The following is a 14,872-nucleotide window of genomic DNA, read 5'->3' as shown; positions in this document are numbered from 1 at the left end:
TAAGACCCCTTATAGATGATGAGGTAGATCGGTCTGAGGTGTAAGTGTAGCAATACGCTCAGCTGACAGATACGAATCGGTCGAGGGCTTACCCTAATCGTAAGCCTCGCTCCCTTGACTTGATACATGAAGTATTTACTTTTGAAGGTGGTAAGTTCACCTCTTTAATATGTAAAGGTGGTGAAAACATGGAACAGCATGAAATGCAAACGCCTCAATCTGGTGATCCTTCACAGAATGGTAAAGCGTTAACTTCTATGATTTTAGGGATCGTAGGTTTGATTTTTCAAGTCCTCTTCTTCCCAATTGCCCTTGTCTTAGGGATTGTTGGTTGGGTTTTAGCTATCCCTGGTCGTCGCTCTGAGAAGCGGGGTATGGGTACAGCGGGTCTTGCCATGGGGATTACAAATGTAATTATCAGCTTACTTCTTACAGTTTTTTGGATATTCGTAGGTGCAGCAATCTTCAGTGTAGTAGATTCACCTGAGTTCCAAGAGCAAATGGAAGAGATGGAACAGCTTGAAGAGTTTGAAACAGAATAATCTTCTAAAGATAATGCATCATTCTCTACTTCTGAACTGATTTTGAGTGATTACATAGCCTGGTGGCAATAGCGGAGGGGATCCACTCGTTCCCATACCGAACACGATCGTTAAGCCCTCCAGCGCCGATGGTACTTGGGACGCAGGTCCCTGGGAGAGTAGGTCGTCGCCAGGCTAATCTATATGGAGGGATACCAAAGTGGCCAAATGGGGCGGACTGTAAATCCGCTGGCTTCGCCTTCGCAGGTTCGAATCCTGCTCCCTCCACCACTTATATTTATTTGATAAAAGCCTTGACATGGTGGGATATATAAGATAAAATATAACTTGTCGGCTTTGATAGAAAGCTGTTGAAAGTCATCATTTTTCATGGAGAGGTGTCCGAGCTGGCCGAAGGAGCACGATTGGAAATCGTGTAGGCGGTGAACGCCGTCTCGAGGGTTCGAATCCCTCCCTCTCCGCCATAATAACTTAGCCATACTTATCTTTTCTCCAATATGTGGAGATAAGGTCCGGTAGCTCAGTCGGTAGAGCAGAGGACTGAAAATCCTCGTGTCGGCGGTTCGATTCCGTCCCGGACCACCATATTATGCTGGTGTAGCTCAACTGGTAGAGCAACTGACTTGTAATCAGTAGGTTGGGGGTTCAAGTCCTCTCACCAGCACCACCCAAAGGGGCGTAGTTTAATGGCAAAACTGAGGTCTCCAAAACCTCCGATGCGGGTTCGATTCCTGCCGCCCCTGCCATTATTTATTCTGTAGGATGTGTTCTTCCAGTTCGCGAAGCTCTGCTTGGCCTCGGTTGAGCCATTTTTTTTCGACTTTGGCATCCTTGACAGCAGGTTCTGTAAATTGATTGACCAGTCCGCTCCACATGCCGATGTCGGCATTGTCATCATTTCCGGTTTGAAAAAGATGACGCAGAATAAAGGGCTTTCCTAGACGGATTATTGTTTTTGGCTCTCCAACGCGCCCGTCGTTATGAGCATAGATAGGGATGCGTAAGTAAGCTTGATGAGCTTTGTATTCTTCCCAGTCGAGGGACTTATCATAGTAGCCATGCTCATATTGGTCACTGGGACTGAAAACGAAGTCCTTTTTCTTAAAAAGAGTATCCAGTTGGCCAAAAGAGTCTGTATGATTCTCAAGTGAAGAGTCCAATTCAATCATGAGATCTTGCCTCCTTTTCTCGATAATGTTATTATGGAATAGACGATGTGTTCTCATTCATCATGGCGGCATAGCCAAGTGGTAAGGCAGGGGTCTGCAAAACCCTTACCCCCGGTTCGAGTCCGGGTGTCGCCTCCAAAGAAACCAGAGATCGACCGCATTGCTTCGATATGAAGCAATGCGGTCGATTTTGATTTTAACAACAAAGTACCTTTTTCACTTATATTAACATCTATAGGGGTGTTTAATCGCTTTACATTGAACTTGGATCAGGTACGTGTTCTATTATTTGTCTTATCATAAAAAATATAAAATATATAGAATAGGAGGTCATGATAAGTTAGAATGGAAGGGTAGCATAAGTTTATCATAGTGAGGAATGGGGATGTGTATATGAAGAAGCTCTTTGCTATTATTCTTAGTTTGATATTATTGCTTTCCTTTCAAGGGTTGGATGCAGAAGCATCATCTACTGATTACTCTGCGAGTGAGAAAGTAAAGCTCATGAAAGAGAATGCTCCTTATATTTGGTTGGACAAAAATGAAAAGTATTTTCCCTCTTCTGTTGAATGGTCCTTTGACTACATGGAGCGCTATATCCCGGAAGGCAAGTCGAATTATTCAATTAAGTCAAAAGAGAACTTTTGTGATGACTGTACCTTGCCTTTTTTCTCTGGAGATTTGGAAACAGCGAAGATCTATGCCTTCTGGACGAATGTAGATGAGAACACCAATGATATTGCTTATTATGTTTGGTATCCCTATAACCGTGGGAAAACGCTAGACCAATTAAGTAGCTTTCAAAACTGGCCGATTATTGGGGGCTTATTTTCGGATTATGGCCACCACGTAGGGGATTGGGAGAAAACAACAGTCCGCTTGGTAGATGGTAAGTTGACGAAGATGCAATACAACTATCATTCTTGGAACAAGGTCTACGATAAAAGCGAGCTGGAGTTTTATCAAGGCCATCCGGTGGTTTATGTAGCTGATGGTTCTCATGGATCATGGCCGAGTGCAGGGAAGAATGTCTATTACAAAGCGAAAAAGTGGGGCATTACTTGGGCTACCTTATCGGATTATACGAGCAAAGGAACCTCATGGGAAACGTGGGAGTCAATTGAAGCATTTGATATCGACAATAAGGAAGTACTAGAGGGACGAGACAGTTGGCCTAACTGGATGAGTGGGGATGCGACAGCAACTTTTCCAGGGTTTGATCCTACTTCTCCATATGGAGGCGGAATAGATCGTTGGGGGAATGAAGGAGGCGATTCAGACCTCACAGGCCAATCTGTCTTAAACAGTGGGCCAACCGGACCGGATGAAAACTCCAACATGAAAGCAAGTGGAATGTAGAAGATTGTTACCCTGAGATAGCTTGCACACCTTCCAGCACGTTTTTGTGAAAGGGGGGTGTGCTTTCTTTCGCTTTTTAAATAATAAAATATTATGCCTATAAATTTATGCTTGACCTTTCCCTTCTATTCGTGATACTATATATCTTGTCGGCAGAAACAACAGCCTTTCGCCGAGGCTAGCATCATGAAGATCCCATGCGGATGTGGCGGAATTGGCAGACGCGCAAGATTCAGGTTCTTGTGGTCTTGATAGACCGTGGGGGTTCAAGTCCCTTCATCCGCACCACGACTACAATGAAAATAAACATGTGCCCTTAGCTCAGCTGGATAGAGCGTCTGACTACGAATCAGAAGGTCGGGAGTTCGAATCTTCCAGGGCACGCCATATTTATCCTCATCCAGAGGGGATAGATACTTTCTATGAGGGATTGCAATTTTTTATAAGATATGATAGAGTATAATACAGTGAATAAATGAATATGTGCCCTTAGCTCAGCTGGATAGAGCGTCTGACTACGAATCAGAAGGTCGGGAGTTCGAATCTTCCAGGGCACGCCACTTATCGAAACCTACACAGGATCTTGTGTAGGTTTCGTTATTGTTACTGGGTATAAATTGCTCGTTTGTGTATACAAATAGGATAAGTAAAGCACTCAACGAAGTGTTTTCTCAATAAAGGTTCGAAAGATAGCTTGGGAAGTGTTGCCTGCTTGTTCCTCTACTTCTTGACGCCATATAGGAAGAGATTTATAATGGTTAATTAAGAGAATATAGATAATTTAGACTTGAATGCGCTTTCTTAAGAGAGGAGCATGGACATGATTGATCAGAAAGAAAAGGTGGGGCTCTGTTTTCATTTATCTGAAGAGCAAAAAGAGTTAGTGAAGTGGGCTCATGGGTTTGCAGAGAAGGAGATCCGTCCGATTGCACCCGAATGTGATGAAAATGAGACTTTCCCACTGGACTTGTTTCAAAAGGCGAAGAAGATTGGGTTGACGCAATACGCTTTCCCTGAAGAAGTGGGCGGTGGGGGATTAACCAGTGTGCTATCTGCTTGCTTGATCGGAGAGGAATTGTACTGGGGTTGTGCAGGAATCGCGACTTCGTTGTCTGCGATTGGACTGGCAGGGTTGCCTATTTACTACATGGGTAACGAAGAACAGCAGAAAAAGTGGCTTTCCTATCTATGTGATCCCAATTATCCTCGTTTAGGGGCGATGGCACTGACCGAACCGGAAGCGGGGTCCGATGTGAATGCCATTCGTACCAGTGCGGTAAGAGATGGAGATGAATGGGTACTTAACGGAAGAAAGCGGTTTATTACTAATGGTGGGATCGCGGATCTATATGTGGTTTTTGCCCGTACAGATCCACAAGGAAGTTACCAAGGTGTATCCGCGTTTATTGTGAAAGCAGATACACCTGGCTTATCTGGAGGCAAAAAAGAAAGAAAGATGGGTATCCGTGCTTCACAAACGGCGGATGTGATACTAGAAGACGTTCGTGTGCCGATGGATCATTTGTTGGGACAAGAAAATATGGCTTTTTTCGGGGCGATGAAAATGTTGGAGTATTCACGTCCAGCGGTGGCGGCAGCAGGGGTTGGAGTAGCGCGTGCCGCTTATGAATACGCATTGGAGTATGCACAAACACGGAAGCAATTTGGACGGCCGATCTTTAAGAATCAGTCCATCGCCTTTATGTTAGCGGATATGAAGATGAAGATTGATGCGGCAAGGTTGCTAACTTGGCGGGCAGCAGAGTTGGCGGATCGTGGGGAATCTTGTGCAGTAGAAGGAAGCATGGCAAAAGCCTATGCGGCGGACGTAGCGATGGAGGTAACAACTCAGGCTGTGCAGATACTAGGTGGCAATGGCTATATGCGCGACTATCCCACGGAAAAATGGATGCGAGATGCCAAAATTTTATCCATCTATGAAGGGACAACACAGATTCAGAAAAAAGTGATTTCAGAAGGGCTCTAGCGAGAGCCTTTTCTATTCGAAATGAAGGTGGTCTTCAATAGAGAGGACCCCTTTTCTCTAAAAATGAGAGGTCCTAGAAACAAATAATCTACGATTCATGTAGTCCATCCGGGATGGCCGAAAGAAAAGTAAACCTTCATAGGAGCAAAAATGCATTACCTTATCACTTAGGGAGGTGTCAGCTAGTGAGAGCAAACAATTTGCTGGCAGCATTAAAACGTTCACGTGACCGCTTTCCCGATAAGCCTGCTTTAATGTGGAAGAATGCTGAAACAGACTCCTATCAGCATCTTACATACAATCAACTGTGGCAACAGATTCATGAATTAGCGAGTGCCTTGTTGGAGAATGGTATTCAGACGGGTCAGAAAGTGGCCATTCTATCAACGAGCCATCCCACTTGGGCCCTTGCTGATTATGCGATTATGAGTATTGGAGCAGCAAGTGTACCCATTTATCCAACGTTGCCCTCCGAGCAAATAGCTTTTATTCTAAACAATGCGGATTGCCGTGTTGTTTTTGTAGAAAATGAGGAGCAAGCACAAAAAGTAGTGGCGTCAGGAGTGGAATTTGATCAGTTAATTATGATGAGAGAGGGTCCTGATTTATCGGAGAAGAAACAAATCAGCTCGCTTACCGCCCTCTTGCATCAGGGTCGGGAGCGCTTGAATGAGCAATGGGAGGAAGAGGCACTCGCGATTCCGAAAGATCATTTGGCGACGATCATTCATACCTCAGGTACCACAGGGGTCCCTAAAGGGGTGATGTTATCTCATGATAATTTCTTATCCAATATCGAGGCTGTTCTGTGGAACATGGAAGTGGTTCCTGATGACGTTCAGATGTCTTATCTTCCCCTCTCTCACGTGTTAGAACGCCAATGTGGTGAATTTACTCCTCTGACAGTAGGAGCAACGATTGCTTATGCTGAGAGCATCGAAACCATTTCACAAAATATACAGGAAGTAAGCCCGACGGTTATGGTTACGGTTCCACGCTTACTTGAAAAGGTGTATGCTCGTATTCAAGAACAAATAACTTCCTCTTCTCCACTTCGGCGAAAGATTTTTGATTGGGCAGTTAAAGTAGGAAATGAGCGTTTTGAATACGTCATGAACCGTCCTCCTCATGAGCGCTTACTATGTGAACCCGTGCCTGCTTCGCTTCGGTGGAAGTGGATGATAGCCGACCGACTCGTCTATCGGAAGATCAAAAAACGGTTGGGTGGACGAATGCGTGGAATGGTTTCTGGAGGAGCAGCGATTCACAATGATATTTTACGTTTCTTTTGGGCTATCCAGATTCCTGTATTAGAAGGGTATGGATTGACGGAAACTTCACCGGTGATATCGGTTACCCCAATGCAAAATGTTCGTCTTGGTACGGTAGGAAATCCATTGCATAACTTAGAGGCCAAGATTGCAGAAGACGGTGAATTGTTGGTGAAAGGTCCCAATGTGATGAAGGGATACTATAACGATGAGAAAGCAACCCAAGAATCGATCCAGGATGGCTGGTTTCATACGGGAGACATCGCGGAGTGGGATGAGGAGGGTCATATACGTATCATTGATCGAAAAAAGCGTCTCCTCATTCTATCCACTGGAAAGAATGTGGCCCCACTTCCTCTTGAAAATGCCATTAATAAGAGCCCATATATTGCTCAAGCCTTCTTGGTGGGTCAGGGGCGCAAATATGTGATTGCAATCGTAGTACCAGAAGCGGAAAATCTCTATGCGTGGGCCGAAAAGTATCATATTGATACAAAGGATCAGACTACCTTCTTCCGTCATCCTGTTCTCAGAAAGATGTTGGAAAAGGAAGTATTTCGCTTAACAGAACAATTTGCTAGATTTGAGCAACCGAAAAAAGTGATTGTAGCCGATAAAGAATGGTCGATTGAAGGTGGGGAATTAACGCCCAAATTAAGCGTTCGGGGGCAAAAAGTGCAAAAAGAATATCATGACGTGATTGAACAAGCGTACGCAGATACAGAGGGAAAAATGCACGAGGTAGCCGCAGCTAGGGAGAGATCGAAATAAAATTTACTGGTTTAAGGACGATATAAATAAGTTCTTCTGATCGGGGGTCTTTTGACCAAACAGTATCCCCCATTGCTTCTTCCTATCGTTTAGGGTGAGTCGTGTGGATCGACTTGCCCTTTTTGCTGTTTATAGATCATCCATCAATGCATGAACGAGAGAAATCTCATTCTGAAGTATAATTTATGGGATAAATTGGAATATAAGAATAGCCGCGATCATAGGATAAGGGAGGAGGGTCATGAGGGAGAGATAATATGAGGATGAACTTAATGATACCAAGTCTAGATCAACCTTCTTTGTTTTTTCAGAAAGAGTGGCTAGGTCAGATTCCTTGTTATGTTATTGAGAGGCAAGGAATACGATTTACGTTTGTTCCAGGAGGGGTATGGCTTACGTTCGATGGACCCTCTCGGTTGATGCTTCGTATGGTAGGTGGCCATCATGACGTGATTTTAGAAGGTGAGGAACATCTTGAAGAGAGGGTGCACGAAGAAGTCTATAAGAAAGTCGTATACAAGGGAGTATGGCAAGGGATTGATCTGGTTTTTTCCATTGAAGGTGGGGAAATAAAATATGATGTGATTGTTCATCCAGGGGCGAGAGTAACGGATGTCCGCCTCTCATATGAAGGGGCACAGGGAATTGTTTTAGATGAAAGAGGAAATCTTTGTATTCAAATCCCTCAAGGAAGGGTCATAGAGAAAAAGCCGGTAAGCTTTCAGTCTACTGAGAATGGTGATGAAAAGAGGATTCATACTCGCTTTGTTCTCTATGATGAAAAGACATTTGGTTTTGTTGTAGAGGGACATTACGATGATACGCGCCCATTAGTGATTGATCCGATTGTTTTTTATTCTACTTACCTCGGTGGATCAATAGGTCAACAAGCAGGAGGGGTAGCAGTCGATGTGGATGGAAATGCGTATGTCACAGGGATTACTTCCTCATTGACCAATTTCCCGCGAACCACGGGTGCATTTCAGACCATCTATGGCGGTGGAGCTGGCGATGGATTTGTGACTAAATTTAATCGTACGGGAACCTCCTTGATTTACTCAACATTTCTGGGGGGAAGTCGTCTAGATGGAACCTGTAGCATTGCCGTTGATACCACAAACCAAGTGGTGGTAGTGGGGCAAACCTTGTCTACTGATTTTCCTGTGACATCGGGAGCGTTTCAGACCATTAACCCGGCTTCAGCCTTTCCAGGCTTACGTGAGACAGGATTTGTCACAAAATTTAATTCTACAGGAAACGCGCTTGTCTATTCTACTTATTTAGGTGGAAACACTTCTGGTGCGTTGATGGGCGTGGCGGTCGATACTCTTAGTCATGCTTATGTTATCGGATGTACATCTTCGACTAATTTCCCTACCACGTCCGGAGCGTTTCAGACGATTTTCTTAACGGAACAGGCTACAGTGACCAAGTTAAATGCATCAGGAACCTCACTTGTCTATTCTACTTTCTTAGGAGGCAGTGATAGAGACTTAGGATTTCAGATCGCTTTGGATAAACTAAATCAAGCATATGTTACAGGATTTACAACTTCTGCTGATTTCCCTACTACGTCGGGAGCCTTTCAAACCATAATCAACAAAGGGGGGGCGGAAGGGGTTCCCAGTTCATTTGTAACAAAATTTAACGCAACAGGATCTGGGATCGTTTACTCCACCTTTCTAGCAGGTAGAAAAAGTGATATTGGGCAAGCGATTACAGTCGATGATCAAGGGAATGCGTATGTGGCTGGAACGACGAACTCTACTAATTTTCCAATTACAGCAGGGGCTTTTCAGACAATCTTAGGAGGAGGAATAGATGTCTTTATTACGAAGTTGAACGGGAAAGGAACCGCGCTCGTCTACTCGACGTATTTGGGGGGGAGCAGAAGTGATTTCCTTAATGGAGGGAATTCGAGCGAGCCTACTAGTGCGATGATTGCGGTTCGAGATACGGGAGAACTTTGGGTGGCAGGGGGGACGGATTCTACTGATTTCCCTATAACATCCGATGCATTGCAGCGCAGTCTTCAGTTGGGTGATGCTTTCATTACGGAGTTTAGTTTTACTGGCTCCGGTCTTAATTTCTCTACCTTCTTGGGTGGGGAGGGAAATGACTTCGCAGTAGGGGTTACCCTTGATTCTAGGGGAAATGCTTATGTGACGGGCGATACGACTTCCAATAACTTTCCGATTACTCCACAAACATTTCAGAGTAAGCTCGCTGGAAGTCGGGATGCTTTTCTGATGAAATTGGGAACCCTCGTTGGCCCCACCGGACCTCTTGGACCAACAGGGGCGATAGGTCCAAGAGGACCGCGTGGAGCTCGTGGGGCACGCGGGAAAAGTAGCGGAGGAGAGGGATGATGTAAGAAGGAGTGGGTTTGGCTTTTGTTAAGAATCCAAATGATGCTCATCTTGTAAACCATGAAGTCATTTGTTTTGCGGTCATATCCAGGAGAAACCGGCTTTGTCCATCTTATTGGACAAAGCCGGTTTGGTTATACGTAGATAGACACAGTGTTTATTTTCCTCTTGTAATAACAGGCTGAGGCCTCTTTAATCCGTTTTACCCCTTATGGGTTTCGAGATCGTTGGAATCGGATTGGCAGTAGTTTTGGTTAAAACCACTAGAGTTGCTGATTGTTATTTTGGTCTGTTGAGGGCTTTTTAGCCTCTTACATAGTTGTTGGAGAAAGTGGAACCTATTAGTAGGGTCAACCATAGGATAGAGTGGAGTAATTTATGCTGGGGGAGATAACGATGAGACGAGGTTTGATGCAACCACATGCAGGTCAACCCACTTTGGTTTTTCAGAAAAAGATGCCGTGTCAAGATCCTTGTTATGTGTCGGAGGGAGAAGGAATCCACTGCAGGTTTGTTCCAGAAGGGGTCTGGTTGATGTTCGACGGGTCTTTTCGGCTGATGTTGCGGCTGATAGATGTCCGTCAGGACGTGATGCTAGAAGGGGAGGAACAGGTTGAGGAGAGGGTTCACGAAGAAACCTATAAGAAAGTCGTATATAGAGGTGCATGGAAAGGGATTGATGTGGTTTTTTCGAGTGAAGGAGGGCAATTAAAGTATGATGTGATTGTTCACCCAGGGGCGAGTGCAACGGATATCCGCTTATCCTATGAAGGCGCACAAAGGATTTTTGCGGATGAAGAAGGCAACCTTTGTATCCAGATCCCTCAAGGAATGATCATAGAGAAAAAGCCGGTTAGCTTTCAATTTACTGAGAACGGTGATGAACAAAGAATCCTCACCCGATTTGATCTCTATGATGAAACCACCTTTGGTTTTGTGATAGAGGGAGATTACGACCATACAGAGCCATTGGTGATTGATCCCATTGTTTTTTATTCCACATTCCTTGGCGGATCACAAGTTCAACAAGGGAATGCAGTCGTAGTCGATGTGGATGGAAATGCTTACGTTTCCGGACCTACTTCTTCCCCCGATTTTCCACGAACGACGGGTGCATTTCAGACTATCTATGGTGGTGGGGCTGGAGATGGATTTGTAAGTAAATTTAATCGTACCGGAACCTCTTTAATTTATTCCACGTTTTTGGGAGGAAGGCGAGCAGATACAATCCTTAGTATGGACATTGATTCTGCAAACCAGGTCGTGGTTGCGGGGCAAACCCTGTCTACTAATTTTCCTGTAACATCGGGAGCGTTTCAAACCATCAACCCAGCTAGCGTTTTTCCAATTCCTAATACAGGTTTTGTCACGAAATTTAATGCTACCGGAACCTCTTTAATCTACTCGACTTACTTAGGTGGAAGCAACATTGGTGCCCTGTTAGGAGTGACAGTGGATGATCTCAGTAATGCTTATGTTACTGGAACGACATTTGCGTCGGATTTTCCGGTTACGTCAGGAGCATTTCAGACGAAGTTCTCACTCGCAGAGGCTACAGTGACCAAGTTCAATGCATCAGGAACATCCCTTGTCTATTCCACTTTCATAGGAGGATCGAGTCGAGATCAAGGATTTCAGATCGCTTTGGATACAGGAAACCAAGCATATGTGACAGGATTTACAGAGTCTGATGATTTCCCTACGACCCCGGGAGCGTTTCAGACCATAGTCAACAAGGTTGGAATAGGGGTTCCTAGTGTATTTGTAACAAAGTTCAACGCAACTGGCACTGGATTATTTTACTCCACATATCTAGCAGGCTCTGGGTTGGAAATGGGGCAAGCGATCACAGTGGATCAGCAAGGGAATGCGTACGTGGGAGGATCGACGACTTCTTCTGACTTTCCGATTACAGCAGGGGCTTTTCAGACAATTAAAGGAGGAGACCCGGAAGCAACCTCTGTCTTTATTACGAAATTAAATAAAATGGGGTCAGAACTTGTCTACTCCACGTACTTGGGTGGAAATGCAAATGATTTCCTTAGTTTTGGGAATTCGAGTGAGCCTTCTACTGCGATCATTTCTGTTCGAGATACGGGGGAACTATGGGTGGCAGGTGGAACAAATTCTAATAATTTCCCCCTAACATCAAATGCATTTCAGCGAAATATTCAGAATTTCGATGCTTTTATTACGGAAATCAGTTTTACTGGATCCGGTCTTAATTTCTCTACCTATTTGGGTGGGGAGGGGATAGATTGTGCAACAGGGGTTGCGCTTGACTCCATGGGAAATGCGTATGTGACAGGTGGTACGGATTCCACTAACTTTCCGGTTACTCCACAAACATTTCAGAGTATGCTTGCTGGTGGTAGGGATGCTTTTCTGCTTAAATTGGGAATGCTCACCGGTTCAATCGGACCACAAGGACCAACAGGGGCGACAGGTCCAAGAGGACCGCGTGGAGCTCGTGGGGCACGCGGGAAAAGTGATGGAGGGGAAAGGTGATGAAGAACGAATAATTGTGCTTTTGTTGAGAATCTAAGTGTTGTTTTTCCTGTGAACCAAGTGGTGACTCGCTTTACGGTTGTAAATAGAGGAAACCGGCTTTGTCCATCTCATTGGACAAAGCCGGTTTGGTTATACATAGATAAATACGATGTTTATTTTCTTCATGAAATAACAGACTGCCCTTTCATCCGTTTCACTCGTAATGGGTTCTTGTTGGTTTCGAGATCGTCGGAATCGGATTGTTGGCGGATTTGATTGAAACTACTAGAGTTGCTGATTGCTATTTTGGTCTGTTGAGGCCTTTTGTAGCCTTGCTTACAAAGCTGTTAGAGTAAGTGGAACCTATTAGTAGGGTAGATCATAGGATAGAGTGGAGTAAATTTATGCTGGGGGGTAACCATGAGACGAGGTTTGATGCAACCACATGCAGGTCAGCCCACTTTGGTTTTTCAGAAAAAGATGCCGTGTCAAGATCCTTGTTATGTGTCGGAGGGAGAAGGAATCCACTGCAGGTTTGTTCCAGAAGGAGTCTGGTTGATGTTCGACGGGTCTTTTCGGCTGATGTTGCGGCTGATAGATGTCCGTCAGGACGTGATTCTAGAAGGGAAGGAACAGGTTGAGGAGAGGGTTCACGAAGAAACCTATAAGAAAGTCGTATATAGAGGTGCATGGAAAGGGATTGATGTGGTTTTTTCGAGTGAAGGAGGGCAATTGAAGTATGATGTGATTGTTCACCCAGGGGCGAGTGCAACGGATATCCGCTTATCCTATGAAGGCGCACAAAGGATTTTTGCGGATGAAGAAGGAAACCTTTGTATCCAGATCCCTCAAGGAATGATCATAGAGAAAAAGCCGGTTAGCTTTCAATTTACTGAGAATGGCGATGAACAAAGAATCCTCACCCGATTTGATCTCTATGATGAAACCACCTTTGGTTTTGTGATAGAGGGAGATTACGACCATACACAGCCATTGGTGATTGATCCCATTGTTTTTTATTCCACATTCCTTGGCGGATCACAAGTTCAACAAGGGAATGCAGTCGTAGTCGATGTGGATGGAAATGCTTACGTTTCCGGACCTACTTCTTCACCCGATTTTCCACGAACGACGGGTGCATTTCAGACTATCTATGGTGGTGGGGCTGGAGATGGATTTGTAAGTAAATTTAATCGTACCGGAACGTCTTTAATTTATTCCACGTTTCTGGGAGGAAGGCGTGCAGATACAACTCTTAGTATGGCCATTGATTCTGCAAACCAGGTCGTGGTTGCGGGGCAAACCCTGTCTACTAATTTTCCTGTAACATCGGGAGCGTTTCAAACTATCAACCCAGCTAGCGTTTTTCCAATTCCTAATACAGGTTTTGTCACGAAATTTAATGCTACCGGAACCTCTTTAATCTACTCGACTTACTTAGGTGGAAGCAACATTGGTGCCCTGTTAGGAGTGACAGTGGATGATTTCAGTAATGCTTATGTTACGGGAACGACATTTGCGTCGGATTTTCCGGTTACGTCAGGAGCATTTCAGACGAAGTTCTCACTCGCAGAGGCTACAGTGACCAAGTTCAATGCATCAGGAACATCCCTTGTCTATTCCACTTTCATAGGAGGATCGAGTCGAGATCAAGGATTTCAGATCGCATTGGATACAGGAAACCAAGCATATGTGACAGGATTTACAGAGTCTGATGATTTCCCTACGACCCCGGGAGCGTTTCAGACCATAGTCAACAAGGTTGGAGAAGCGGTTCCTAGTGTATTTGTAACAAAGTTCAACGCAACTGGCACTGGATTATTTTACTCCACATATCTAGCCGGCTCTGGCGAAGAATGTGGGCAAGCGATCACAGTGGATCAGCAAGGGAATGCGTACGTGGGAGGCACGACGAGTTCTCCTGACTTTCCGATTACAGCAGGGGCGTTTCAGACAATGAAAAGAGGATTTCCGGATGAAACCACTGTCTTTATTACGAAATTAAATAAGATGGGATCAGCACTTGTCTATTCCACGTACTTGGGTGGAACTGGATGTAATTCCCTCAGTTTCGGGAATACGAGTGAGCCTTCTAGTGCGATGATCGCCGTTCGAGATACAGGTGAGCTTTGGGTGGCAGGTGGAACAGATGCGAGTGATTTCCCCGTAACATCTGATGCATTTCAGCGCAACATTCAAAATTTCGATGCTTTTATTACGGAAATCAGTTTTACTGGATCCGGTCTTAATTTCTCTACCTATTTGGGTGGGGAGGGGATAGATTCTGCAACAGGGGTTGCGCTTGACTCCATGGGAAATGCGTATGTGACAGGTGGTACGAATTCCACTAACTTTCCGGTTACTCCGCAAACATTTCAGAGTATGCTTGCTGGTGGTAGGGATGCTTTTCTTCTTAAATTGGGAGCGCTCATCGGTGAAACCGGTCCTCTTGGACCAACAGGGGCGGTAGGTCCAAGAGGACCGCGTGGAGCTCGTGGGGCACGCGGGAAAAGTAGCGGAGGGGAAGGGTGATGAAGAAGGGTTGGATGGACTTGTTGAGTATACATGTGTTGTCTGTCCTGTGAACCAAGGAGATTCGTTTCACGGTAATATTGATAGAAGAAACCGGCTTTGTCCATCTCATTGGACAAAGCCGGTTTGGTTATACATAGATAGATACGCTGTTTATTTGCCTCGTGGAATAAGAGACTGCCCTTTCATCCGTTTCACGTGTAACGGGTTCTTGTTGGTTTCGAGATCGGAAGAGTCGGATTTGCAGTTTTGATTGAACCACTAGAGTTGCTGATTGTTAGCTTGGTTGGTCTGTTGAGTCCTTTTGTAGCATTGCTTACAAAGCTGTTGGTGGCGTAAGTGGAACCTATTAGTAGGGGAGATCATAGGATAGAGTGGAGTA

At 44.9% G+C, this 14,872-nt stretch carries 8 protein-coding genes, 9 tRNA genes and 2 rRNA genes; 18 read left to right on the top strand and 1 reads right to left on the bottom strand.

Annotated features, from left to right (window positions below):
* The 8 genes from AC6RGY_RS15885 to AC6RGY_RS15850 all read left to right on the top strand — a co-directional run.
* Positions 1–96: ribosomal RNA gene (locus AC6RGY_RS15885) — 23S ribosomal RNA — on the top strand; the annotation flags it as partial.
* A 92-nt stretch (positions 97–188) separates the two neighbouring features.
* Complete coding sequence (locus AC6RGY_RS15880) at positions 189–542, top strand: DUF4190 domain-containing protein (RefSeq protein ID WP_499864660.1); 354 nt, start codon at positions 189–191, stop codon at positions 540–542.
* A 58-nt stretch (positions 543–600) separates the two neighbouring features.
* Positions 601–717, top strand: a 5S ribosomal RNA gene (gene rrf / locus AC6RGY_RS15875).
* A 10-nt stretch (positions 718–727) separates the two neighbouring features.
* Positions 728–812, top strand: a tRNA-Tyr gene (locus AC6RGY_RS15870).
* 101 nt (positions 813–913) lie between these two features.
* Positions 914–1,006, top strand: a tRNA-Ser gene (locus AC6RGY_RS15865).
* Positions 1,007–1,051: 45 nt separating this feature from the next.
* Positions 1,052–1,127, top strand: a tRNA-Phe gene (locus AC6RGY_RS15860).
* A 6-nt stretch (positions 1,128–1,133) separates the two neighbouring features.
* Positions 1,134–1,209: transfer RNA gene (locus tag AC6RGY_RS15855), tRNA-Thr, on the top strand.
* A 5-nt stretch (positions 1,210–1,214) separates the two neighbouring features.
* Positions 1,215–1,288, top strand: a tRNA-Trp gene (locus AC6RGY_RS15850).
* Here AC6RGY_RS15850 and AC6RGY_RS15845 read toward each other — a convergent pair.
* The gene (locus tag AC6RGY_RS15845) at positions 1,289–1,711 is read right to left on the bottom strand and encodes a YugN family protein (RefSeq protein WP_499864658.1); all 423 of its coding nucleotides are present in this window, start codon (positions 1,709–1,711) and stop codon (positions 1,289–1,291) included.
* A gap of 64 nt (positions 1,712–1,775) precedes the next feature.
* Between AC6RGY_RS15845 and AC6RGY_RS15840 the strand changes: the two genes are divergently transcribed.
* The 10 genes from AC6RGY_RS15840 to AC6RGY_RS15795 all read left to right on the top strand — a co-directional run bounded on the left by AC6RGY_RS15840 (position 1,776) and on the right by AC6RGY_RS15795 (position 14,490).
* Positions 1,776–1,849, top strand: a tRNA-Cys gene (locus AC6RGY_RS15840).
* 255 nt (positions 1,850–2,104) lie between these two features.
* Positions 2,105–3,070, top strand: coding sequence for a Vps62-related protein (locus AC6RGY_RS15835; RefSeq protein ID WP_499864656.1), 966 nt, complete (start codon positions 2,105–2,107; stop codon positions 3,068–3,070).
* A 199-nt stretch (positions 3,071–3,269) separates the two neighbouring features.
* Positions 3,270–3,358: transfer RNA gene (locus tag AC6RGY_RS15830), tRNA-Leu, on the top strand.
* 22 nt (positions 3,359–3,380) lie between these two features.
* Positions 3,381–3,457 (top strand) — tRNA-Arg (locus AC6RGY_RS15825).
* Positions 3,458–3,553: 96 nt separating this feature from the next.
* Positions 3,554–3,630, top strand: a tRNA-Arg gene (locus tag AC6RGY_RS15820).
* A 260-nt stretch (positions 3,631–3,890) separates the two neighbouring features.
* Positions 3,891–5,057: an acyl-CoA dehydrogenase family protein gene (locus tag AC6RGY_RS15815; RefSeq protein WP_499864655.1), complete on the top strand. Its 1,167-nt coding sequence runs from the start codon at positions 3,891–3,893 to the stop codon at positions 5,055–5,057.
* Positions 5,058–5,242: 185 nt separating this feature from the next.
* Positions 5,243–7,099, top strand: coding sequence for an AMP-dependent synthetase/ligase (locus AC6RGY_RS15810; protein WP_499864654.1), 1,857 nt, complete (start codon positions 5,243–5,245; stop codon positions 7,097–7,099).
* Positions 7,100–7,371: 272 nt separating this feature from the next.
* Positions 7,372–9,468, top strand: a complete 2,097-nt coding sequence (locus AC6RGY_RS15805; RefSeq protein WP_499864653.1) for a DUF7948 domain-containing protein — start codon at positions 7,372–7,374, stop codon at positions 9,466–9,468.
* 396 nt (positions 9,469–9,864) lie between these two features.
* The gene (locus AC6RGY_RS15800; RefSeq protein ID WP_499864652.1) at positions 9,865–11,976 is read left to right on the top strand and encodes a DUF7948 domain-containing protein; all 2,112 of its coding nucleotides are present in this window, start codon (positions 9,865–9,867) and stop codon (positions 11,974–11,976) included.
* 402 nt (positions 11,977–12,378) lie between these two features.
* Complete coding sequence (locus AC6RGY_RS15795) at positions 12,379–14,490, top strand: DUF7948 domain-containing protein (protein WP_499864650.1); 2,112 nt, start codon at positions 12,379–12,381, stop codon at positions 14,488–14,490.
* The last annotated feature ends 382 nt before the right edge of the window (positions 14,491–14,872 follow it).

This window comes from Mechercharimyces mesophilus (assembly GCF_059818345.1).
The sequence above is the reverse complement of the archived record's forward strand: the minus strand, read 5'-3'. Positions and strand labels throughout refer to the sequence as shown.